The organism is Saccharospirillum alexandrii (assembly GCF_004000275.1).
Lineage (GTDB): Bacteria > Pseudomonadota > Gammaproteobacteria > Pseudomonadales > Natronospirillaceae > Saccharospirillum > Saccharospirillum alexandrii.
Map to the genome: position 1 here is coordinate 758551 of NZ_RCIP01000002.1, position 22290 is coordinate 780840.

General features: G+C 56.9%; 24 protein-coding genes. 20 read left to right on the plus strand and 4 right to left on the minus strand.

All coding sequences use genetic code 11. From position 1 onward, the window contains the following. Window positions 1-41 precede the first annotated feature (41 nt). From EP166_RS11175 to EP166_RS11260, 18 genes are all read left to right on the plus strand, one after another. The gene (locus tag EP166_RS11175) at window positions 42-1157 is read left to right on the plus strand and encodes a transglutaminase-like domain-containing protein (RefSeq protein WP_127556942.1); all 1116 of its coding nucleotides are present in this window, start codon (window positions 42-44) and stop codon (window positions 1155-1157) included. Beyond that, window positions 1154-2425, plus strand: coding sequence for a phosphopantothenoylcysteine decarboxylase domain-containing protein (locus EP166_RS11180; protein ID WP_127556944.1), 1272 nt, complete (start codon window positions 1154-1156; stop codon window positions 2423-2425). Before EP166_RS11175 ends, EP166_RS11180 begins: the two co-directional genes overlap by 4 nt. 373 nt (window positions 2426-2798) lie before the next feature. Beyond that, window positions 2799-4085: an urea ABC transporter substrate-binding protein gene (gene urtA, locus EP166_RS11185; protein ID WP_127556946.1), complete on the plus strand. Its 1287-nt coding sequence runs from the start codon at window positions 2799-2801 to the stop codon at window positions 4083-4085. A gap of 97 nt (window positions 4086-4182) precedes the next feature. Beyond that, on the plus strand, window positions 4183-5772 hold the full coding sequence (gene urtB, locus EP166_RS11190) for an urea ABC transporter permease subunit UrtB (protein WP_127557945.1): 1590 nt from the start codon (window positions 4183-4185) through the stop codon (window positions 5770-5772). Further along, complete coding sequence (urtC, locus tag EP166_RS11195; protein ID WP_127556947.1) at window positions 5769-6926, plus strand: urea ABC transporter permease subunit UrtC; 1158 nt, start codon at window positions 5769-5771, stop codon at window positions 6924-6926. The genes urtB and urtC overlap by 4 nt, the downstream gene beginning before the upstream one ends. Continuing rightward, window positions 6923-7756: an urea ABC transporter ATP-binding protein UrtD gene (gene urtD, locus EP166_RS11200; protein WP_181952718.1), complete on the plus strand. Its 834-nt coding sequence runs from the start codon at window positions 6923-6925 to the stop codon at window positions 7754-7756. The genes urtC and urtD overlap by 4 nt, the downstream gene beginning before the upstream one ends. Beyond that, the gene (urtE, locus tag EP166_RS11205; protein ID WP_127556949.1) at window positions 7753-8448 is read left to right on the plus strand and encodes an urea ABC transporter ATP-binding subunit UrtE; all 696 of its coding nucleotides are present in this window, start codon (window positions 7753-7755) and stop codon (window positions 8446-8448) included. Before urtD ends, urtE begins: the two co-directional genes overlap by 4 nt. Window positions 8449-8461: 13 nt before the next feature. Further along, window positions 8462-9334, plus strand: a complete 873-nt coding sequence (locus EP166_RS11210; protein WP_127556951.1) for an urease accessory protein UreD — start codon at window positions 8462-8464, stop codon at window positions 9332-9334. Window positions 9335-9590: 256 nt separating this feature from the next. Continuing rightward, a complete protein-coding gene (locus EP166_RS11215; RefSeq protein ID WP_127556953.1) occupies window positions 9591-9893 on the plus strand; it encodes an urease subunit gamma in 303 nt (100 codons plus the stop codon). A gap of 38 nt (window positions 9894-9931) precedes the next feature. Next, a complete protein-coding gene (locus tag EP166_RS11220) occupies window positions 9932-10255 on the plus strand; it encodes an urease subunit beta (RefSeq protein ID WP_127556955.1) in 324 nt (107 codons plus the stop codon). After that, window positions 10252-11958, plus strand: coding sequence for an urease subunit alpha (gene ureC, locus EP166_RS11225; RefSeq protein WP_127556957.1), 1707 nt, complete (start codon window positions 10252-10254; stop codon window positions 11956-11958). Before EP166_RS11220 ends, ureC begins: the two co-directional genes overlap by 4 nt. Window positions 11959-12063: 105 nt before the next feature. Continuing rightward, window positions 12064-12594 (plus strand): urease accessory protein UreE, encoded by a 531-nt coding sequence (ureE, locus tag EP166_RS11230; protein ID WP_127556959.1) that lies wholly within the window; start codon window positions 12064-12066, stop codon window positions 12592-12594. Next, window positions 12584-13252 carry an urease accessory protein UreF gene (locus tag EP166_RS11235; RefSeq protein ID WP_425470026.1) on the plus strand — a complete coding sequence of 223 codons (669 nt, stop codon included), beginning with the start codon at window positions 12584-12586 and terminating at the stop codon, window positions 13250-13252. Before ureE ends, EP166_RS11235 begins: the two co-directional genes overlap by 11 nt. Before the next feature lie 14 nt (window positions 13253-13266). Beyond that, complete coding sequence (gene ureG / locus EP166_RS11240; RefSeq protein WP_127556963.1) at window positions 13267-13938, plus strand: urease accessory protein UreG; 672 nt, start codon at window positions 13267-13269, stop codon at window positions 13936-13938. 301 nt (window positions 13939-14239) lie between these two features. After that, complete coding sequence (locus EP166_RS11245; RefSeq protein WP_127556965.1) at window positions 14240-14836, plus strand: HupE/UreJ family protein; 597 nt, start codon at window positions 14240-14242, stop codon at window positions 14834-14836. Between the two features lie 169 nt (window positions 14837-15005). Beyond that, window positions 15006-15230, plus strand: coding sequence for an RSP_7527 family protein (locus EP166_RS11250; RefSeq protein WP_127556967.1), 225 nt, complete (start codon window positions 15006-15008; stop codon window positions 15228-15230). A gap of 251 nt (window positions 15231-15481) precedes the next feature. After that, window positions 15482-15769 (plus strand): TIGR03643 family protein, encoded by a 288-nt coding sequence (locus EP166_RS11255; protein WP_127556969.1) that lies wholly within the window; start codon window positions 15482-15484, stop codon window positions 15767-15769. After that, entirely contained in the window at window positions 15766-17244 is a 1479-nt protein-coding gene (locus tag EP166_RS11260) for an FAD-binding domain-containing protein (protein ID WP_127556971.1), read from the plus strand. Before EP166_RS11255 ends, EP166_RS11260 begins: the two co-directional genes overlap by 4 nt. A gap of 3 nt (window positions 17245-17247) precedes the next feature. Here EP166_RS11260 and EP166_RS11265 read toward each other — a convergent pair whose 3' ends face one another. The 4 genes from EP166_RS11265 to EP166_RS11280 all read right to left on the minus strand — a co-directional run bounded on the left by EP166_RS11265 (window position 17248) and on the right by EP166_RS11280 (window position 20784). Next, entirely contained in the window at window positions 17248-18285 is a 1038-nt protein-coding gene (locus tag EP166_RS11265) for a DUF2235 domain-containing protein (protein WP_127556973.1), read from the minus strand. 274 nt (window positions 18286-18559) lie between these two features. Continuing rightward, window positions 18560-18937 (minus strand): DUF2237 family protein, encoded by a 378-nt coding sequence (locus EP166_RS11270; protein ID WP_127556975.1) that lies wholly within the window; start codon window positions 18935-18937, stop codon window positions 18560-18562. Window positions 18938-19000: 63 nt separating this feature from the next. Further along, complete coding sequence (locus EP166_RS11275) at window positions 19001-19330, minus strand: hypothetical protein (protein WP_127556977.1); 330 nt, start codon at window positions 19328-19330, stop codon at window positions 19001-19003. Between the two features lie 131 nt (window positions 19331-19461). After that, on the minus strand, window positions 19462-20784 hold the full coding sequence (locus tag EP166_RS11280) for an NAD(P)/FAD-dependent oxidoreductase (protein ID WP_127556979.1): 1323 nt from the start codon (window positions 20782-20784) through the stop codon (window positions 19462-19464). A 265-nt stretch (window positions 20785-21049) separates the two neighbouring features. Between EP166_RS11280 and EP166_RS11285 the strand changes: the two genes are divergently transcribed. Beyond that, window positions 21050-21598 (plus strand): cupin domain-containing protein, encoded by a 549-nt coding sequence (locus EP166_RS11285; RefSeq protein ID WP_127556981.1) that lies wholly within the window; start codon window positions 21050-21052, stop codon window positions 21596-21598. An 88-nt stretch (window positions 21599-21686) separates the two neighbouring features. Next, complete coding sequence (locus EP166_RS11290) at window positions 21687-22250, plus strand: tetratricopeptide repeat protein (protein ID WP_246026304.1); 564 nt, start codon at window positions 21687-21689, stop codon at window positions 22248-22250. The last annotated feature ends 40 nt before the right edge of the window (window positions 22251-22290 follow it).

The window sequence follows — 22290 nt, forward strand, 5'->3', positions numbered from 1 at the left end:
CCCACTCCGACGCTGACTAACCGTTAAACGGAGTAGAAAACATGAACGCCGCACCCACTCTCAGTTTGGAACACGACGCCCTGTTTCGTGATACAACCCTCGGCTTTTACCTCGACGACAAAGCCGACCCGATCTTCAACCTTGGCACCGTGACTCACCTTGAAGCCGACGCCCCTCTGGAAAACCCGTCGCCTTATCGCCTCTATACGGTCCTTCAAGGTCGCTTGGGTCACGCGGCGGCCTGGCACGGCCCCGGCAACCATTTCATGGCTGCTTTGTCCGACGGTCAGCCACCGCTGACGGCCCTGGGTGACACCGTTATTCTGTGGCACCTGGATCTGGCCAGCGATGCCTGGCAGTCACCGGCCGCCATGCCACTGCGCCGGGCCATGACGCTGGCCATGCTGGCCGCCGATGCCGCTTACAAATCCGTTGCACCCGTACCCGATTCGCAACTACCCGATAAAACCACGCTCTGCGATTACCAGCACCCCGCCATTCAAAAATGCGCCCGGGAACTGAAAGGCAAAACCCCCGCCGATACCGCGCGCAACATTTTCTATTTTGTTCAGGCCATTCCTTATCGCTTCGGCACCTGGCAGGAAACCGCGTCAACGACCCTGGCCAAGGGCGTTGGCATGTGTACCACCAAAGCCAACTTGCAAGTGGCCCTGTGCCGCGCCAGCAACATTGAAGCCGGTTTTATTGAAGCGCCGCTGGAGCTGAGTGTACTGGGCATTATTATGCCGCCAAGCTGGCGCTTGCTGATGCGCTCGTCGTTCAAACATTATTACGCCGCGATGAAGATCAACGGCCGCTGGCATTCGGCCGATGCGACCTTCAACGACGACGTCTGCGACGCCTTTGTTGAAGCCAACCCGGAGTTCGCCCAACTGGTGCCGGTTACTTTTGCCGACGGCTTCCCGTATAGCCCTTCAGCCCTGATGAACCAGACCGACCCCTTCCTGAAAGATGAAGAAGTGCTGACGAACCTGGAAGAGGAAATGAGCAAAAAGAGTCGCTTCTCGATGCAACATTTCGAAGCCCTGAACACCCGCCTCGACCGCATTCAGTCGGTTTATATGCCGTTGGTTAACCAGGCACAGCAGCAGTTCCAGCCGGTACAGACGGCCCGCCGCGAGGAGTTGGTGGCATGACCCGAAGACCGACGGCCGCTGGCCTGTTTGACTGGAATTTTCAGGCTCCGACGCCGAGCGACATGGGCGATCACGATGTGCCGGTGATCTCCAATCGCCTTGCTGGCAAGCGCGTCGCTCTTTTGGTTACCGGCGGCATTGCCGCCATGAAAACCCCGCAAATCGCACGCGGTTTGCGCCGGCATGGCGCCGAGGTTGTCGCCTTCGCATCGGACGACGCCCTGCGCTATGTGGCCCGGGAAGCCCTGGAATGGGCCACCTGCTCACCCGTGGTCAGCACCCTGACCTGGGCGGCGGAACATTTATCCGACAACGCCCCTTTCGATGCTTACCTGGTGGCTCCGGCCACCCACAACACCATTGCCAAAATGGCCAACGGCATCGCCGATACCGTCATTACGTCGGCACTGGCATCGGCACTGGGCAGAATGGAACAGGGCCGCACCAAAATCCTGATCGCCCCAACCATGCACGGCACCCTGCACAACAGCGTACTGGTTGAGAACGCCCGTAAACTCAGGAACCTTGGCGTGCATTTTGTTGCCCCGCGCGACGGCTACGGCAAACACAACCTGCCGGATACCGATGTGCTGTGCACCAGCGTCGGCCGAATTCTGAGCGACTCCCCACTGCACAATCATTCCATCATGGTTACCGCTGGCCCTACCCCGGTACCGATCGACGGCGTTCGCAGAATCGTCAATCGCTTCCGTGGGCGCCTGGGCGCTGCCATTGCCGAGGAGCTCATCTGGCGCGGTGCCGATGCCGAACTCATTCTCGGCGACGGTGCCTGGCGACCCAACACAACCCTGCCACTGACCATCACCCGCACCTTCGATGAGTACCGCGACACCGTCGTAGACAGAGCCCAGTCAGGCTTGTTCGCGGGTGTATTCTCGGCGGGTGTAGCCGACTACCGGCCGGCCGAAGCGGTGCAGGGCAAAATCACCTCTGGCCAGGCCAGCCTGCCCCTCAACCTGGTACCGACTGAAAAAGTCATCGACCTGGCCTGCGAAGCGGACTCGTCAATGCACTGTGTTGCGTTCAAGTATCTGGAACAAGTGACCGAGGAAGAGCTCATCAACGTCGCCTCCAAACGCCTGAATCACGCCAGCCTGGTCGTCGCCACTCGCGGTGAAGACACAAAAGGCAAAGAGCAACGCGCCCTAATGGTAACGAAAGACGGAGTAAAACCCGTAGAGGGCAAATACCAGATTGCCGCAGCCATAGCGGACCACCTCGAGACTCTGGTGCCAGCGTTCGTTTAGTGGCACTAGTCCGTGTCGGATACCGGTAATGCTTCTGCGGGGTCAGCGTGAATCCATCCATGGAGCCTAGACCGTAGCATCCATGCTGCGGACTACCCCGCAGAAGCATTACCGGCACCCGCCACTCACATCGTGGTCACTTAGAAACTTAAACACAAACCAACCTACCAAGGCCCCAGCTGGGGCCGACTTGTGGCTAGAGCTGAGTTTAACGATCAACCACAGAGCCCACGCCTCCCACTGTCCATACGTTAAATGACGTAGGGGCCACCGCCATCCTCCCCATACCGTCTGTCACCCCGCTGTTCAACAATCGATCGTGCTGACACACCGTCATCGATCTGATTCTAACACACACCAGGGGGAAGACAGCATGACACTCAAACCCATACTTCAGGGCCTCAGCTTTGCTGTGGCGTCCACCGTATTGAGCACTGCCGCCATCGCGGAAGACCCGATTAAAGTCGGCGTACTGCATTCACTGTCCGGCACCATGGCGATCAGTGAAACCACGTTGAAAGACACCGTTTTGATGATGGTGGAACAACAGAACGAAGCCGGTGGCCTGCTCGGCCGTCCGCTGGAAGCCGTTGTTGTAGACCCGGCCTCCAACTGGCCGCTGTTCGCTGAAAAAGCCCGGGAACTGCTGACGCAAGAAGAAGTTGATGTGATTTTCGGCAGCTGGACGTCGGTATCGCGCAAATCCGTATTGCCCGTGCTCGAAGAGCTGAACGGCCTGATGTTTTACCCGGTTCAGTATGAAGGCGAAGAGTCTTCCAAAAACGTTTTCTATACCGGTGCCGCACCCAACCAGCAGGCCATTCCCGCTGTGGATTACCTGCGCAACGAATTGGGGGTTGAACGCTGGGTACTGGCGGGAACAGACTACGTTTACCCGCGTACTACCAACAAGATTCTGGAAGCCTACCTGATGGATCTGGGTGTGGCCGAAGAAGACATCATGATCAACTACACACCATTCTCGCACTCAGACTGGCAGTCGATCGTCTCCGACATTAAAACCTTCGGCAGTGCCGGTAAGAAGACCGCGGTGGTTTCTACCATTAACGGTGATGCCAACGTCCCGTTCTACAAGGAACTGGGCAACCAGGGTGTGTCGTCTGCCGACATCCCGGTGATCGCCTTCTCCGTAGGTGAGGAGGAACTCTCCGGTTTCGACACAAGCCCATTGGTTGGACACCTGGCAGCCTGGAACTACTTCCAGAGTGTGGATGCCGATGTGAACTACGACTTTATCGACATGTGGCACGCCTACATTGGCGATGAAGACCGCGTCACCAATGACCCGATGGAAGCGACTTACATCGGCTTCAAAATGTGGGTTCAAGCGGTCGAACAGGCAGGCACTACCGATGTCGACGCCGTTGAACAAGCGATGATTGGCCAAACCGTTGCCAACCTGTCTGGCGGCACGGCAGTCATGAACAGGAACCACCACCTGAGCAAGCCGGTTCTGATCGGTGAAATTCAGGATGACGGTCAGTTCGAGATTGTCTGGCAGACCGCTGGCGTCGTACCGGGTGATGCCTGGTCCGATTACCTGCCCGGGTCGAAAATGCTACTGGCTGACTGGTCCGCTCCGTTGAAGTGTGGCAATTACAACACGGAAACCGGCACCTGCTCCGGCACCGTGTACTGAGGCTTAAATTGACTCTCCTTTGGGGCGGTTCTGCCGCCCTTCTTTTATTGCATTTCATTGATTGCCTGCGGAGGATGCCGTGAAACAAGCCTTGCTGATGTTCGGGTGCTGGCTGGCGTTGTGGTCGACCCCGACGGTGGCCGAAACCGATACCACCTCGTCGTATGACGACTTGTTGATGGCGCTGACCGAGGCCGACCTCAACGCCACCCAACCCATACTGGAAAAAATAGAGGCGACCGGTCACCCGGAGGTTCTGTCACTCTTTCAAACCTTACTGGATGGCAATCTGCACTTTCGCAAAGCCGACCAGGTATTACTCTCCATTGTCGATGTCAACGGCACCGACCAGTACACCGAATTTCAAAGCGGCACCGCGATTGAGCCCTTGGGGCGGCGCGATGTCAGCAAGATACGCGTAAACAATAATCTGCGAAACTTCCTAAGCAGCGCGATAGGCCGACTGCAACTTCGCAGTTCAGAGCCCGACTTGCGCAGCGCGGCTGTTTTATCTTTGCTGACAACACTGGATGCTGCAACCGCTGACGACCTGGCCGAGTTGCGCCGCGAAGAATCCAACCGTACCGTGCTGTCATCCATTGACCTGGCACTGGCGATGTACAGTGCACGATCAGCCAACACAGTCGCGGCTCAAATCACCGCCATCGATACGCTGTCGGATCGCCTGCAACCGGAAGCGCGCAACCTGCTGTTCGATCTGGAACGCAATGCCGACAACCCCGCCGTGCGCGAAGCCGCTACCGCCGCCCTGAAAAAAATAGACGGTAAGGTGACGTTCTATGGCTACGTCGACCAGCTGTTCTTCGGGCTTAGCCTGGGCTCAGTACTGCTGCTCGCCGCCATTGGGCTGGCCATCACCTTCGGTGTGATGGGTGTCATCAATATGGCCCATGGTGAAATGCTGATGCTCGGTGCTTACACCACCTACGTGGTTCAGCTTCTGATGCCGGGCTTCATCAACTACTCACTCTGGGTCGCCATACCGGCCGCCTTTATCGTCGCGGGGCTGTTCGGCATTCTGATCGAACGCTGCGTTATTCGTTTCTTGCACGGCCGGCCTCTGGAAACGCTGCTCGCCACCTTTGGTATCAGCCTGATTCTGCAGCAACTAGTCCGCACCGTGTTTTCGCCACTGAATCGTCGCGTCGCTGCACCGGACTGGATGAGTGGTTCACTGGAAATCAACCCGGTGTTGTCACTGACCTATAACCGGTTAACCATTCTGATTTTTGCGCTGATCGTGTTTGTCGCCCTGCTGGTGATCATGAAAAAAACCGCCCTCGGTTTATACGTACGCGCTGTATCACAAAACCGGGACATGGCCAAAGCCATGGGCATTAAAACCGACCGGGTCGATGCCCTGACCTTTGGTTTGGGCTCGGGCATCGCGGGCATTGGTGGTGTCGCGCTTAGCCAGCTCACCAACGTTGGGCCAAACCTTGGCCAGGCTTACATCATTGATTCCTTTATGGTCGTGGTGTTCGGCGGAGTCGGCAATTTACTGGGTACGTTAGTCGCGGCCTTTACGCTTGGCATCGCCAACAAGTTTCTGGAACCGGTTACCGGTACGGTACTGGCCAGTATTCTGGTGCTGGTGTTCATCATCCTGTTTATTCAGAAACGACCCAAGGGTCTGTTTCCGCAACGCGGGAGGGCGGCTGAATGAGCTTGCTGACCACCTTTATGTCGCGCCGGAACAGCCTCGGTAGCCCAGTACTGCCCTTCGTCACCATACTGATGACGCTGACCGTATTGGCAGCCATTGGCAACTTGTGGATACCAGCCGACTCTGCGCTTCACGTGTCAACTTACACCATCACCCTGCTCGGCAAATACCTGAGCTTCGCGATGCTTGCGTTGGCGGTCGATATTGTTTGGGGCTATTGCGGCATTCTAAGTCTCGGTCACGGCGCCTTCTTTGCACTGGGCGGTTACGCCATGGGCATGTACCTGATGCGTCAGATTGGCAGTCGCGGTGTTTACGGCGACCCAATCCTGCCTGACTTCATGGTGTTTCTGGACTGGGATGTGTTGCCCTGGTACTGGCTCGGTATGGACCAGTTCTGGTTTGCCATGCTGATGGTCTTACTGGTACCGGGCTTGCTCGCCTTTGTGTTTGGCTGGCTCGCCTTCCATTCCCGCGTTACCGGTGTATACCTGTCGATCATCACCCAGGCGCTTACTTACGCACTGATGCTGGCTTTCTTCCGCAACGAAATGGGCTTTGGTGGCAACAACGGGCTGACCGATTTCAAAGACCTGCTTGGCTTCAGTTTGCAGGCCGACACCACCCGGGTTGCGCTGTTGCTGTGCACAGCCGGGCTTCTGGCCGCCATCTTCATGTTCAGCCACTGGGTGCTGAAGTCTCGCTTTGGCAAGGTGATCGAAGCGATTCGCGATGGTGAGCCCCGTGTTCGTTTTCTGGGTTACCGGACCGACCGCTACAAGGTCGCGCTGTTCGTCTATTCCGCCATGATCGCCGGTATCGCCGGTGCCCTCTACGTGCCCCAGGTTGGCATCATCAACCCGGGTGAGTTTGCACCACTGAACTCGATTGAAATCGTCGTCTGGGTAGCCGTGGGTGGCCGGGGTACCTTGTACGGTGCCGTCATCGGCGCTCTGTTGGTTAACTACGCCAAAACCCGTTTTACCGCCCTCATGCCAGATGGTTGGCTGTTCATGCTCGGCGCCCTGTTCGTTCTGGTTACCCTGTTCTTGCCCAAAGGGCTGGCCGGGGTCTACGGCCAGTTAATCACTTCATGGAAACGCGGCCGGAACCGCGATGAGCCCCCGCAACGCAACCAGGAGGCCACCTCATGACGGCATTGTCCCATACCGCCGAACTGATGCGACGCGACCAGGTCTGGCCGTTTTTACAACCGCCTGCTGCCAGCATCAATGTCGATAAAGACATCCTGCTGTACATCGAAGACTTGAACCTCAGCTTCGATGGCTTCAAGGCGCTGAACAACCTGAACCTCTACATCAACGATGGCGAACTGAGATGTCTGATTGGCGCCAACGGCGCCGGTAAAACCACCCTGATGGATGTGATTACCGGTAAAACCCAATGCGACTCAGGCAGCGTGTTCTTTGGCCAGACCATCAACCTGCTCAAGTACAGCGAAGCGGACATCGCCGAACTCGGCATTGGTCGAAAATTCCAGAAACCGACCGTATTTGAGGCCCAGAGCGTATTCGACAATTTGGAACTGGCGCTGAAAAGCAACAAGCGGTTGCTACCCACCCTGCTGGCCCGGCTTAGCCCCTCCGAGATCGACCGGATCGATACCGTACTTGCCACCATCGGTTTAACGGATCATCGGTTCCAACTGGCAGGCGCGTTATCTCACGGTCAAAAGCAATGGCTGGAAATCGGCATGTTGCTGGTCTCCGAACCCAGGTTGCTGCTCATCGACGAACCCGTCGCCGGCATGACCGCCGAGGAAACCGAGCGTACCGCTGAGCTGCTGACGTCACTGGCCGGTAAACACACCGTGGTGGTGGTGGAGCACGACATGGAATTTGTACGCAGCATCGCACGCACCGTCACCGTATTGCACCAGGGCTCGGTATTGGCCGAGGGCAGCATGGACCACGTTCAGAACCACCCCGATGTCATCGAAGTCTATTTGGGAGAAGCGCCATGATCAACGTAAACGGCGTTAACCAGCGTTACGGCAGTACTCATATTCTTTGGGATCTCGATATCGACATTCCCGAAGGTCGCTGCACCTGCATCATGGGCCGTAACGGCGTCGGCAAAACCACCCTGCTCAAATGCCTGATGGGTTTGCTGCCGATCAGCAGCGGTGAAATCACTCTAGCCGGCGAGGCCCTGCATAAGAAACCCGCCGATACCCGGGCCCGGCTCGGCATCGGTTATGTACCACAAGGTCGCGACATTTTCCCGATGCTCAGTGTCGAAGAAAATCTACGCATTGGCCTGGGTGCACGCGCTGACAAAGCCAAAACAATTCCTGACAAAATATTTGAGCTGTTCCCCGTGTTGCACGACATGCTGCACCGACGCGGCGGCGACCTATCCGGTGGCCAGCAGCAACAACTCGCCATCGGCCGTGCTCTGGTCATCGACCCCAGGGTTCTGATTCTCGATGAGCCCAACGAAGGCATTCAACCGAACATCGTCACCCAGATCGGCGACGTGATTCAAAAGCTGAATCAGGAAGACGGGCTGACCGTTGTGCTGGTTGAACAAAAACTCGGCTTCGCCCGCCGCGTCGGCCAGGAATTCCGACTGATGGAAAAAGGCCGCGTCGTTGCCAGTGACCAGATGGCCAACCTCAACGACCAACTCATTCGTCAGCACCTGGCCGTTTAGGAGACGCAATACCATGAACAGTCGGGCACCGTTACCACCAACGATACAAGCCTCCGAATGGGCCGCCTGGCTAACCCTGGGATTTACCCAAAGCCAGCGCGGTACCCAACTGGCGCGTTGCGACCACCAGGGCCCTCTCTACGTGCAAAAACCCTTCTACCCGGAAGGGCCGGACTGCGCCCATGCGTATTTATTGCACCCACCCGGAGGCTTAGTTTCTGGCGATCATCTACAGATAGCCGTCAACGTAGAGCAAAACGCTCACGCCCTGCTAACAACACCCGGCGCTGGCCGTGCATACCGGGCACGCCCCGACAGAACCCTGCAACACCAGCACATCACACTAAACGTGCACGAAGACGCAACGCTTGAGTGGCTGCCCCAAGAGACACTGCTCTACCCAAACGCCCGCGCCCGACTGGACACCGACATTCATCTAAATGATGGCGCTCATTTTATCGGCTGGGACATTACTTGCCTGGGCCTACCAGCCAGTGAACAGCCCTTTCATTCAGGCGAGTTGAGTCAACGCTTACAAATCATCGAGAACGGCCGGGTCGCCCTGCGCGAGCATCTGCACCTCTCTGATAGCAACCATTTAGCGCTCAACGGCAAACTCGGTTTCCGCGACCACAGCGTCAACGCCATCATGATCGCCGGGCCCTTCAACGAGCCGCTGGAAACCGATGCAATGAAACAACTGCAACACCTATGTTCTGAGTTTTCAGGCCTGGCAGGTGTAACACAGGTCGACCGATACATTGTTACTCGAGCCCTGGCCAATCGTGCAGAGCCGGTTAAAAAACTGTTCACCCAGTGCTGGGCGCCAGTGCGGCAAGCGATATGCAATCGTTCCGTTTGCGAACCGAGAATCTGGGCAACTTAACGTGAAGGCTATTGAATTAAGGCAACCAAGCAAGTGACGGTGGCTCGGGGTGCCCGGGCGGGGATATCCGAGACATGGACTAAAACGCCAGGAGCGTTTTAGCACGAGCGCAGCGAGCCCGGAGGGTGAATCCCATGGATGGGATTCATATCCGAGGCTAAGCCTACACGGAAGTATTCACGGCGACCCCGCCCGGGCATCCCGAGTTACCGGCACGAACCAACGGCACAGAACAAATAGCAACCAGGAGACAAAGATGGAATTACTGCCGAGAGAGAAAGACAAGCTGCTGGTTTTTACCGCTGCACTGTTGGCCGAGCGCCGACTCAACCGTGGCGTCAAACTGAATTATCCCGAGGCCGTTGCCTATCTCAGCATGAACATTCTGGAAGGCGCCCGGGATGGTAAAACCGTGGCGCAACTGATGGGTGAGGGGAAGACCTGGCTAAACGCCGATCAGGTGATGGAGGGCATTGCTGACCTGATTACTGAAGTGCAGGTCGAAGCCACCTTTCCGGATGGGACCAAACTGGTCACCGTTCATAACCCTATTATTTAGTTGGCCGCCAAATGCGACGAACACAGGAGAACCAACTCATGATGCCAGGGGAATTTCAGGTCGCCGACGGGTCCATTACCCTCAATGCCGGGCGCGCCACCTTACAACTGACGGTTGAAAACACGGGTGACCGGCCGGTGCAGGTTGGGTCGCATTATCACTTCGCTGAAACCAACCCCGCCCTGTCATTCGACCGTATAGCCGCGCGCGGCTTTCGCCTCAACATCGCCGCTGGCACGGCTGTACGCTTTGAACCCGGGCAGAGCCGCACCGTCGAACTGGTCGCCTACGCCGGGCTTCGAAACGTTTACGGCTTCCGGGGCGAGATCATGGGCGCACTGGATCAGGGAGCTCAGCAATGACAACAATGGATCGCACCACGTACGCCCAGATGTTCGGACCAACCACCGGCGACCGCATTCGCCTCGGCGATACCGACCTCTGGATAGAAATTGAATCCGACAGTGCCACCTATGGCGACGAAGTTAAGTTCGGTGGTGGTAAAGTCATTCGCGACGGCATGGGGCAAAGCCAGGTCAGTTGCGATGTTGCGATGGACCTGGTGGTCACCAACGCCGTCGTGCTCGACCACTGGGGCATCGTCAAAACCGACGTTGGTATCAAGCACGGACGCATCGTCACACTCGGCAAAGCCGGCAACCCGGATATTCAGGACAAGGTCGACATCATCATCGGCCCCGGTACCGAAATCATTGCCGGTGAAGGCTCAATACTCACCGCCGGCGGTATCGACGCGCACATTCATTTTATTTGCCCGCAACAAATCGAAGAAGCACTGATGTCAGGCGTCACCACCATGCTCGGTGGCGGCACCGGCCCAGCGACCGGCACCAACGCCACCACCTGCACACCGGGTCCCTGGTACATCGGTAAAATGCTGCAAGCCACCGACGCCATGCCCATGAACCTGGGCTTTATGGGTAAAGGCAATGCCAGCCAACCCGTGGCGCTGGAGGAACAGTTACTCGCCGGCGCCTGCGGGTTAAAACTTCACGAAGACTGGGGCACCACACCAGCGGCCATCGACGCCTGCCTGAGCGTCGCTGACCGCTACGACGTTCAGATCGCAATTCACACCGACACCCTGAACGAAAGCGGCTTTGTCGACGATACCATCAACGCCTTCAAAGGCCGGGTCATTCATACTTACCACACCGAAGGCGCTGGCGGTGGACACGCACCCGACATCATCAAAGCCTGCGCCTATTCCAACGTATTGCCTTCATCGACCAACCCAACCCGGCCTTACACCGTCAACACGGTTGATGAGCACCTCGACATGCTGATGGTCTGCCATCACCTCGATTCGAAAATACCGGAAGACGTCGCCTTCGCCGATTCGCGCATTCGCAAGGAAACCATCGCCGCCGAAGATCTGTTTCACGACCTCGGTGCCTTCAGCATGATCGCTTCAGATTCCCAGGCCATGGGCCGGGTCGGCGAGGTGATTACCCGCACCTGGCAAACCGCCGACAAGATGAAAAAGCAACGCGGCCTGCTCGCCGAAGACCTCGACCGGGGTACCGATAATTTTCGCGCCCGGCGCTACATTGCCAAGTACACCATCAACCCGGCCATCACCCATGGTATCGCACACGAAGTGGGGTCGATCGAAGCCGGTAAACTGGCCGATCTGGTGCTATGGAAACCGGCTTTCTTTGGAATCAAACCGTCACTCATCATCAAGGGCGGCATGATTGCAGCAGCCCCAATGGGCGACCCCAATGCGTCCATCCCAACGCCGCAGCCCATGCACTACCGCCCCATGTTCGGCAGCTTCGGCCAGGCACCCGCTCAGTTGAGTGTCACCTTTACCAGCCAGGCAGCACTGGATGCCAGCATCGGCGAACAACTCGGCTTGCAGCGCACGCTGGTCGCTTGCAAGAACACCCGAACCATCACCAAAGCCGACATGATCTTGAACGACTGGCAACCAGACATCACCGTCGACCCGCAAACCTATGAGGTACGAGCCGACGGCAAACTTCTGACCTGCGAGCCAGCAACCGAATTGCCACTGGCACAACGCTATTGTTTGTTTTGATTACCGAGGTTGAGATTGGCAACCAGTTGAGTACCCGGTACCTGACACGGATTCCTGGTACCAACGCAAAACCGAACTCCGAAACTGGATCATGAGGAAGACACAATGTTAACGATTCATCAACGGCTGGGTACCGTATCACCGGTTTCAATAGATGCCCGCCTCACCCTAACGCACGACCAGCGTGAAAAAGGCCGACTGCGCGCAGTCAGTGATGCCGGCGAAGAAGTTCAGGTATTTCTCGAGCGAGGCAAGGCGTTACAGGTCGGTGAGTTTCTGAAGAGCGACTGTGGCAAACACATTCAGGTTGCGGGTGCCATTGAGCCCATAACCGAAGCCCATTGCCACGATTGGCAAACCTTTGCCCGTGCCTGTTACCACCTGGGTAACCGGCACGTAAAAATCGAAGTAGGTGATCGCTGGTTGCGCATTAAGCCCGATCATGTGCTTGAAGCCATGCTGATTCAGCAGGGGCTAACCGTTGTCTCTGACAATGCTGTCTTCAATCCTGAATCCGGGGCCTATGCACCGGGCACTTCGCATGGGCATGCGCACAGCCATTCACACAGTTCTTCACACAACCATGATGCTGGACATTCTCACAGTCACTCCAAAGGCCATGCCCATGCTGACTGATATTCATCAGTTGCGTTTGTTGCAACTGAGCAGTGTCAGTTTGCCCGTTGGAGGCTTTGCCTTTTCACAGGGCCTGGAAAGCAGTATTGACCTCGGCTGGGTGCGCACCAAGTCCGATACCTTCGAAGCGTTAAGTCTGCAACTGACTGAAGGTCTGGGTCGTCTCGACCTGCCACTGCTGCAGCGAGCCATGCACAGTTTCGGCCAGACCGATCTAAAGGCGCTCGCCCAGTGGAACGACCTGGCTTTGGCTTGTCGTGAAACGCAGGAATTGCGCCTTACTGATACCGCCATGGGTAAAGCGCTGGCGCGGCTGCTACGTAGTCTCGACATCGAATTGCCTTTTTCACCTGAAGAACCGCTGAGCTTTGTAACGGGCTACGCCATGGCCGCTTCGCACTGGGGCATTCCGTTTCACACGGCAGCTTTGGGCTTCAGTTGGGCCTGGCTGGAGAACCAGATTGCCGCTGCAACCAAACTGGTACCGCTTGGCCAAACCGATGCACAGCGTTTACTGGGTGAGTTGCAGCCGCTGATACCCGAGGCCATCGCCCTGGCCACCACCCTGGAAGACGATGACATTGGCGCGTGCCTGCCTGCGCTCGCCATCGCCAGTTGTTATCACGAAACCCAATACAGTCGCTTGTTCCGATCCTGAGGGGAGAACCAACCATGATCAGTCAATCTCAAACCACAGCAACATCACCCAAACAAACCCTGCGCATTGGTGTCGGCGGACCGGTTGGCTCCGGCAAAACCGCCCTGCTGCGTTCGCTGTGTTCCGCCATGCGCGAGCACTATGACATCGCGGTGGTCACAAACGACATCTACACCCAGGAAGATGCGAAATTCCTGACCCAACACCAGGCGCTCAGTGCCGATCGCATCATCGGTGTTGAAACCGGCGGCTGCCCGCACACCGCCATACGTGAAGACGCCTCGATGAACCTGGCTGCCATCGATGAACTGACCGCCCGGCACGGCGACCTGGACCTGGTGTTTGTTGAAAGCGGTGGCGATAACCTGAGTGCCACCTTTAGCCCGGAGCTTTCAGACCTGACGATCTATGTGATTGACGTCTCGGCTGGCGACAAGATACCCCGCAAAGGCGGGCCGGGCATTACCAAATCCGATTTGCTGATCATCAATAAAACCGATCTTGCGCCGCTGGTCGGCGCTGATTTGGGCGTAATGGATCGGGATGCCAAAACCATGCGCGGCGACCGCCCCTTTGTGTTCAGCAATCTTAAAGCGGCTCAGGGACTCGATGACATCATCGCTTTCATCGTGCGTGAAGGCATGCTCGAAGCCAAAACGATGCCGCCGGCCAAAGCCGTTGTTTAAGGAGCCTCTGAATAACTCCCCCGGGGCTCTGGCTTTTCCGAGGGGCGTTGCCACAAGGCGGACTCATGCAGGAATGTCTAGACATTTTAAATGAGTCCAACGCGGTGGCAGCGTTCCTCGGAAAGCCCCGTAGGGCGCGGCCAAAACGTCCTGCCCCGGCGTTGCACTTCTTGACAAGGGCTACGGCCATTGCGCTGCGAAGTGCGCCTTGTGGCAGAACGTTTTAGCTCGCGCAGAGCCCTGGGGGAGTTGTTCAGAGGCTCCTTAACGTTTCATCTACTTCCAGAACAGGAGATTAATCATGCCCCGTTTCAATACATCCATCGTTTCAGGCAGCGTTTTGATAACCACGTTACTGCCCGGCCTGGCCCTGGCCCATGAAGGCCACATCCATGCCTCAGGCTTTGCGGCCGGTCTCGCCCACCCACTGGGCGGACTCGACCATCTGCTGGCCATGGTAGCCGTCGGGTTCTGGTCGACGCACCTTGGCGGCAACGCTCGCTGGCAGCTGCCCCTGGTGTTTGTGATCGCGATGCTCCTGGGAGGCACCCTGGCCATGACCGGGTTGGTCGCACCGTTGCTGACGCTGGCGACGGAGCCAATGATATTGGCATCATCCGTTGTTATTGGCCTGGTGCTGGCGGTAAACGGCAAATTGAATGCAACCGCTGCGGCAATGCTCTGCGCTGGTTTCGCCGTCTTCCATGGCCTGGCGCATGGTAACGAAATGCCCTTAGGCAGCTCGGCCCTGGTGTATGCCTTTGGCTTTGTAGTGGCAACGGGAGCCTTGCATGGCGTTGGCATTCTTTCAGGCCTGGCGGTCAGGGTTCTGCCCGGCTTGCATCGTTGGGCGGGTGGGTTCATAGCATTTTCAGGTCTGGCGCTGAGTTTAACGTAACCGCTGGCTGACCAGACGACCGGGACGTAGATGAATTTAGCTCACTTATGGCTCAAATATTGATCGTTTGTGATGCATCCGGGCTCACCCTATTGTGGTCACAGCAGGACGGGGATGCAGACAGCATTCCCAAACCCCTGACGTGTTAAGCCACAGAGGAGACGCCCACATGTTTATTGACCCGGCTATTTTGACCAATTCAACCCACCACTCTGCACTGATGGAAGGCGACCGCAGAATAAACGTCTATGACGCAGACGTGGCCTATCATATCCGTAACGCCGAGCGTATGCGTTCCGAAGCGTTTCGCGCCGCCGGTCAGCGCTTTGGTCAGTGGGTGCGAAGCAGCGCACAAAAAGTTTTCCACGCGCCATCTTACGTGCGTCATGCCTGAGCCGTTCTTGCTCAGACATCCAGCCTTTAATGACCGACCGTCAGGCTGACCGAATCCCATTCGGCATCAGCCTGACTCTGCTTTCGTACTCGACCACCAAATCCAATTACGTCACGCCTCAGGTTGCTCACCCAACCGACAGCACACTTCTCTCACGGCCCTCTGATTCTGATCCAGGCAGGATGCCATTGCGTATCAGGTAGCATGCCTAAACCCGCATGTACCACGCCCCTTTCACAGAGCACAACGCCATGAGCCAGCGCCGTTCTAAACTCTGGAGTCGCTTTCAACACTGGCCTGTCGATGAACAGTCACGCCTGATCGAAATGGCCTGGGAAGACAGAACGCCCTTCGATGCCATCGAGGCACAGTTCGGCCTGTCTGAAGCCGATGTTATTCGACTGATGCAACGGCTGCTCAAACCGACCAGTTTCCGCAACTGGCGCGCTCGTGTCAGCCAGCGTGCCACCAAGCATCTTGCCCTGCGCAATAGCCAGGTGTTGCGCAGCCACTGCCCTACCCAATACAAACACCGATGACATTGAACAACGCCAGCGAGCCAGGCAACGGCATCAGCGTTGTGTGGTTCAAGCGTGACCTGCGTTTGCACGACCACAGGCCGCTGCAACAGGCCATCGAATCCGGATACCCGGTTTTGTTGATCTACATTGCCGAGCCAGACTTGCTGACCGACCCGCATTACGATGAACGGCACTGGCGCTTTATCCGACAGTCCATTCAAGACATGAACCGGCGCCTGAAACCCTATGGTAACCGGGTGGTAAAACGCAGTGGCGATGCCCTGAAGATACTGGCACAACTGCACAAGGACCATCGCATCATCAGCCTGCACAGCCATGAGGAAACTGGCATTGCCATTACCTTTGAGCGGGACAAGGCCGTCGCCAACTGGTGTAGAGACCACGGCATAAACTGGCAGGAAACACCCAACGGTGCAGTCCAGCGTGGCCTCACTCACCGCCACCACTGGGACAAGCACTGGCAAGCCATCATGCAAGCTGAACCGGTTAACCCGGACCTGGCGCGACTGGTGCCGGTGAACAGCCTAGCGGATGACTGGCCATGGCCGGCCGACTGGCCACAACAAGCAGACCAGTTTCAGACCGGTGGGGAAACCGCAGCCTGGCATACGCTGCAGTCGTTCTTTGAGGCACGCGGCCAGAACTATGCGAGACACATCTCCAAGCCTCTGCTGAGCCGCGATAGCTGCTCCCGTCTGTCACCCTATCTTGCCTGGGGAAACCTGAGCATTCGACAGGTTTATCAGCGATTACAGGAAGACTGGCATCGCCCGGGGTGGCATCGTGCATTACAGGCGTTCGCGTCCCGTTTGCATTGGCAGGGCCATTTCATTCAGAAGTTCGAGAGCGAATCACGAATGGAATTTGAACCGGTAAACCGGGGCTATAACTCCATTGAATATCGGCAAGGGCCTGAAGCCGAGGCGGATCTGATCGCCTGGCAAACCGGAAACACAGGCTACCCCCTTGTGGATGCCTGCATGCGTGCAGTCATCGCTACCGGCTATTTGAATTTCAGAATGCGCGCCATGCTGGTCAGCTTTTTAACGCACCATCTCTGGCTCGACTGGCGATGGGGGGTGCACCATCTGGCCAAACAGTTTCTGGACTTCGAGCCGGGCATTCACTACGCCCAGTTTCAGATGCAGGCGGGCCATACTGGCACCAATACGGTACGGATCTACAACCCGGTCAAGCAATCTCAGGAGCACGACCCGGACGGTCAATTCATTCGCCAGTGGGTGCCAGAGTTATCCGACCTGCCCGACACTGATCTTCACACGCCCTGGGACTTGCCCCCCCTGGAGGCTGTCATGATCGGTTTTCAGCTGGGGCGCGATTATCCGGAGCCTATCGTCGATATCACCCTCACTGGCCGTCATGCTCGCGACCGTTTGTGGCAACAGCGCAGCGCACCGGGCGTGCAGGCCGAACAGCAACGCATTCTGGCCACGCATGTCAGGCCGGACTAGACGTTAATCGCCGACATCCAGATTGTCCCACCCGACCTGCTCGACGAGCGCCGTCAACTGCTTTGGCCGATACTGTGAATCGGCCAAATAGCGGGCCTTAACACTCGGGTGAATTCGAATGGGCCTGTCTTTTGGCTGCAGCTCCCGGTGCAGAGGCCGCTTTAAGCGGTATACGTGTTTTCGGGTTTTGTGCAGCCTTGCCCGCACACCGTCGGTGAGGCCGCTCTCCAAATGTGACTCCACACTCAGCCCAGCCGCTTTGGCTTCTTTTATCATCCAACTCAACGGCACGTCGGAAGCCAATAATCCGGTGCCTTTGTCAGGTGGGTAAGAGCCGCCGACATCTGAATGCACGCCCGCAAACCAGACTTGTTTCAAATCCACACCGGGCCTGGGAAGCCAAACGGTTGGCTCAAAATCTTCCCGCTGCTCGTCGATGGCAATAGCATGACGGGCAATGGCCACGTTAGCGCCCATTTTGGTATCGTAAAACTCGTCGTGACTGTCTAGCAGCCCCATTAAACTGAAGGGAATCCCCAGGGATCCAACCGTATCCCAGACGCCAACAAAATGGACGTTGCGCGTTGAGTGTGCATGGCGCTGCCGAAACGCAACGGCGTTTGCACCGCTCGGGCTGTTCCTGGCGACCGGGCTTTTATAAATCTTCCAGGCTTCGGCGATTAACGGGGCATCCGCTCGTTTCAGAATGCCGCAGTTATTGATCAGCCCACTCAGTGCCCGCACCGTATAAGCGCCGCGACTGAACCCGAATAGATAGATACGATCACCGGGATGATAGTTCTGAACAATGTACCGATAACCATCGACAATGTTTTTGTGAATACCACGACCGGTGGCTCCGGCGGACAATTTGCTGTGATAGGACCCCAGCCCCCAGTCATAGAAGACATGCTGGCGCTGGCCACCCTGTTCGGGAGTAATGGCTCGGGCAAGCCTTAACACATTGCTGGGGTGATCTTCTTCGAGGTCTTCCTCGGGACGGTTCCAGGTTCCGTCCGCGCATACGATGATATTCGCCATGGCGTTGCTTCCTTGTCGTAATGGTCAGTCAAACCGATAGAGCTGCGTACTGCCATTTTCGCCAACGCTCTGAATGCCGATTATAGCCGAAAATAGGCACAGAACGCGCTAACCGCTCTTCGAATCGACCACTCGGGGGCGCTCGGGTCACGGTTGCACCGAGTAACGCAACACCTTACAGAGCCTCTGCGCTTCCAGCGCGACTTGGCGACATGACACAACCGGTTTCGCGCCGCTTCGTCCGAAGCACCGTCCGCCCGACATTATTAACAGGCTAGTTCAAGTCGGCGGCGTACTGCTTAAGGAGTTCCATTGGCACGACGTCCAATGCTCTGATGTGGGTGCTCCTGAGGTGCAACCTGGGTGCCGCATCGTCCTGGACGGCTTCGAGCCATCTCGCGGCGCATACGCACCAGCTGTCGCCAGGCCTTAGCCCATTGAAGTCAAACTCTGGTCTGGGCGTTGACAGATCATTGCCTCTCGCCTTCGAATACTCCAGAAACGCCTTGGTGGCTTCAATACAAACGGTATGAGACCCAACATCCTGTTTACAGGTATTGCACTGCCCGTCTCTGAAAAATCCGGTAACCGGGTCTTGCCCACACACTTCCAGCTTTTCACCGAATACGTTAATCGATTCATCCATTTCCATAACTCAAGCACCTGTGATGTCTAGTAAGTTGAGAGCAAGAAGACTGGTGGCCGCGTTTCAGCTTTACCAGGTCACTTCCTGGCCCGCCTCTACCACCATGCCTGAGTCAATGATCGTCGTCACCACGTGAACCTCAGACAGTGCCACCTCAAAATAGATTGCCAACGCCCTGGATAAGCCGGTTTGAAGCGCCGAAATTTGGCTGGAGGACCAGGCAGACGGTAACAGGAGAACAGCCATGACACTGTAGCTCTGGCCACACTGATGATGACTCGTCATCAGGTTTACCGTCATGTGCTCTGAAGACAAACCTGATTCGGCACTCCAGTGCTCAAGGAGCTCACCCGACCCTTGCGGACAATGCGGCGCTACGATGCAGTTGGCTATCGGCATATCTGACTACCTCTGGATGTACACGAACAGTAGCTTCTTACACTGTGTCCGGTTGTAACAGACTCTCAATAACCTATCGTCGCTTGATGGGTTGTCAGAAAGGCTGCCTCCACTGCGGAGCACAACCCTCTTTACATCACATCCCGCAGGCGATGGTACAGCATTCCCAATGCCAGTATCGGAGACCTGAATCTCGGGCCGCCTGGAAAGGTGATGTGTTTTACTTTTTCGAAAATATCCAGGCGCTGGCTTTCAAGATGAATGCTTTCGGCAATCAGGCGCCCCGCCAAATGGGTCACATTCAAGCCGTGCCCGGAATAGGCCTGAGCATAGTAAACATTGGGTTTCAGGCGACCCACCTGCGGAAACCGGTTGGCGCCAATCCCGATCATGCCGCCCCACTGGTAATCAATGCGCAGTGACTTGAGATACGGAAACACCCGGTCCAGATGGGGTTTGATGGCCGCTTCTATCGAAGCCGGGTCGCGACCGGAATAGTTGCACAAGCCGCCAAACAAGAGCCGACGGTCTGCACTCAGCCGATAATAATCGAGCGCAACATTCAGGTCGCAGACGGCCATGTCTTGCGGCAAGGCCCGTTTGGCCTGGGCTTCCGTCAAAGGCTCAGTGGCAACGACATAGCTGCCAGCGGGGAGCACCTTGCCAGCCAGGGTATCGTTTAGGCCGGCCACATAGGCGTTACCGCACAACACCAGCCGGTCTGCACGCACCTCGCCTTCGGCCGTACGCACACAGACCCGGTCTCCATGCTCAACTGACACCACCAGACTGTTTTCAAAAATGCGAACACCCAACTGGCTGGCCGCCGCCGCCTCTCCGGTGATCAGGTTCAAGGGGTGCAGGTGACCTGCCCCCCGGTCAATCAGGCCCCCGATGTAGCGGTCAGACCCAACCACCTCGTGCATGCGGTCTTTGCCGATGCGTTCAATCTCGTGCGGGTAACCGGTGGCTTTCAATTCGTCGTAATCGGCATCCAGATCCTTCAGGTGACGCGGGCGCAGGGCCAAATCGCAATAACCCCATTTCAGATCGCACTCAATCCCAAAACGGGCAACCCGCTCCCGAATGATATCGACAGACTCGTACCCCATCTGAGTCACGGCGTCGATACCTGCTTGTCCCAGTGCCTTACGAAAGGGCTCCAGTCCATGACCGACCCCACGTATCAGCTGACCGCCGTTACGGCCACTGGCGCCCCAGCCAATGCGACGCCCTTCGAGCAACACCACGCTGTACCCCCGGTCTGCCAACTCCAACGCTGTGTTCACACCACTGAAACCACCCCCCACAACGCACACATCGGCATCCAAAGCCTCGGTCAGCGTCGGGTAGCGGTGCTGGGTAGCCGGATTGGCCGTGGCTACGTAATAAGAAGCTGGGTAATCATCGGTATGGGTACTGGGGTTCAAATAACTGCTGGAAGTGGCTTTCATGTCATCTGGGCCGTCAATTATAATCGTCGAATGTTCGGTATTTTTGACATAAATGACGCGGTTTTACAACTCACGTTTCGGCGTTTGGCTTACCTCAAGGGCATTGGCCCGCACCGGATACCGGGTAGTGCAACTGAGTCACACAGGCATATCGAGAAGTTGCCAGTATTTGCTACACTCTGTAAAAAATAATGAATGCCTGGCGTGTGATGACTTATCATGCCGCTTTCCATTGAAAAATGCTCGTTACCGGAGGAAACAACCCTTGGATGTGGGTGAACGACTCAAAGTTATACGCAAACAAAAAGGCCTGTCGCAGCGCGAGCTGGCCAAGCGTGCCGGTGTCACCAACAGCACCATTTCGATGATCGAAAAGAACAGTGTTAGCCCCAGCGTCGGCTCACTGAAGAAAGTGCTGCAAGGCATTCCGATGTCACTGGTCGAGTTCTTTGCCGAAGAGGCAGAAGCCGATGCCAGCCAACCCGTGGTGTACAGCCCGGATGAATTCATGGATCTGTCGGTCAACGATGTCAGCATGAAGCTGGTGGGTAAGGCCTATGGCCGCCGCGCCCTGGCCTTCATGATCGAAACCTACGAACCCGGTTCCGATACCGGTGCTGACCTCTACGTGCATGAAGGCGAAGAAGCGGGCCTGGTCATCAGCGGCCGCTTTGAGTTGACCGTGGGCACCGAGGTGTACGAACTGAAAACCGGCGATGCCTACTATTTTGACTCGACCCGGCCACACCGCTTTCGAAACCCGTTTGATGAACCCTGCCAGATCGTTTCGGCGACTACACCCGCCAATTTCTAAATCACCCAAGCCTCCACCGCCGTTTTTAATGGTCTATTCTGGTACGTGTAGCGAATAAATCGCGACACCCCGGATGGAGGTACCAGTGATGCACTGCGTCCGACACACCCACTGGACCTGGCTGATAGCCGCGGTCTTGTGGATCACTACCGGCGTTAATGCCGACCAGAATGACGAACGTCTTGACCCCCTCTTCGACGAACTGCAATCCTCGCCCGGGGTTAACGTCTCCTCGGTGATTGAACAGCAAATCTGGGTGCTGTGGAGCCGGGGCCCGACGGATGAAGCAACCCGGCAGTTGCGCCGGGGCGTTCGCGCCATGCAGCGCGGTGATCTCGACGCGGCCCTCGGGGTGTTCGACCAACTGATTGACGAAGAACCCGAATTCGCCGAAGCCTGGAACAAACGGGCCACTCTGCACTACCTGCGCGGCGACATCAGCCAGTCGATGGCCGATATTGAACAGACCCTAACGCTCGAACCCCGACATTTTGGCGCCCTGGCCGGCCTGGGCTCCATTTTCGCGCGGCTGCAGCAACCGGCGGCCGCGATTAGAGCCTACGAACAGGTGCTGGACATTTACCCGCAATCAACCCAAAGCCAGCGCAACCTCGAGCGTCTGCGCCAGGAGATCGAAGGCCGGGCCATCTGAGACGCTGTTCATCCAGATTGACGGTTTTACAGAGGCCGGG

Coding starts and splice junctions, on each gene's coding strand:
- EP166_RS11175 (WP_127556942.1), top strand. CDS start 42: ATGAACGCCGCACCCACTCTCAGTTTGGAACACGACGCCCTGTTTCGT.
- EP166_RS11180 (WP_127556944.1), top strand. CDS start 1,154: ATGACCCGAAGACCGACGGCCGCTGGCCTGTTTGACTGGAATTTTCAG.
- urtA (WP_127556946.1), top strand. CDS start 2,799: ATGACACTCAAACCCATACTTCAGGGCCTCAGCTTTGCTGTGGCGTCC.
- urtB (WP_127557945.1), top strand. CDS start 4,183: ATGTTCGGGTGCTGGCTGGCGTTGTGGTCGACCCCGACGGTGGCCGAA.
- urtC (WP_127556947.1), top strand. CDS start 5,769: ATGAGCTTGCTGACCACCTTTATGTCGCGCCGGAACAGCCTCGGTAGC.
- urtD (WP_181952718.1), top strand. CDS start 6,923: ATGACGGCATTGTCCCATACCGCCGAACTGATGCGACGCGACCAGGTC.
- urtE (WP_127556949.1), top strand. CDS start 7,753: ATGATCAACGTAAACGGCGTTAACCAGCGTTACGGCAGTACTCATATT.
- EP166_RS11210 (WP_127556951.1), top strand. CDS start 8,462: ATGAACAGTCGGGCACCGTTACCACCAACGATACAAGCCTCCGAATGG.
- EP166_RS11215 (WP_127556953.1), top strand. CDS start 9,591: ATGGAATTACTGCCGAGAGAGAAAGACAAGCTGCTGGTTTTTACCGCT.
- EP166_RS11220 (WP_127556955.1), top strand. CDS start 9,932: ATGATGCCAGGGGAATTTCAGGTCGCCGACGGGTCCATTACCCTCAAT.
- ureC (WP_127556957.1), top strand. CDS start 10,252: ATGACAACAATGGATCGCACCACGTACGCCCAGATGTTCGGACCAACC.
- ureE (WP_127556959.1), top strand. CDS start 12,064: ATGTTAACGATTCATCAACGGCTGGGTACCGTATCACCGGTTTCAATA.
- EP166_RS11235 (WP_425470026.1), top strand. CDS start 12,584: ATGCTGACTGATATTCATCAGTTGCGTTTGTTGCAACTGAGCAGTGTC.
- ureG (WP_127556963.1), top strand. CDS start 13,267: ATGATCAGTCAATCTCAAACCACAGCAACATCACCCAAACAAACCCTG.
- EP166_RS11245 (WP_127556965.1), top strand. CDS start 14,240: ATGCCCCGTTTCAATACATCCATCGTTTCAGGCAGCGTTTTGATAACC.
- EP166_RS11250 (WP_127556967.1), top strand. CDS start 15,006: ATGTTTATTGACCCGGCTATTTTGACCAATTCAACCCACCACTCTGCA.
- EP166_RS11255 (WP_127556969.1), top strand. CDS start 15,482: ATGAGCCAGCGCCGTTCTAAACTCTGGAGTCGCTTTCAACACTGGCCT.
- EP166_RS11260 (WP_127556971.1), top strand. CDS start 15,766: ATGACATTGAACAACGCCAGCGAGCCAGGCAACGGCATCAGCGTTGTG.
- EP166_RS11265 (WP_127556973.1), bottom strand. CDS start 18,285: ATGGCGAATATCATCGTATGCGCGGACGGAACCTGGAACCGTCCCGAG.
- EP166_RS11270 (WP_127556975.1), bottom strand. CDS start 18,937: ATGGAAATGGATGAATCGATTAACGTATTCGGTGAAAAGCTGGAAGTG.
- EP166_RS11275 (WP_127556977.1), bottom strand. CDS start 19,330: ATGCCGATAGCCAACTGCATCGTAGCGCCGCATTGTCCGCAAGGGTCG.
- EP166_RS11280 (WP_127556979.1), bottom strand. CDS start 20,784: ATGAAAGCCACTTCCAGCAGTTATTTGAACCCCAGTACCCATACCGAT.
- EP166_RS11290 (WP_246026304.1), top strand. CDS start 21,687: ATGCACTGCGTCCGACACACCCACTGGACCTGGCTGATAGCCGCGGTC.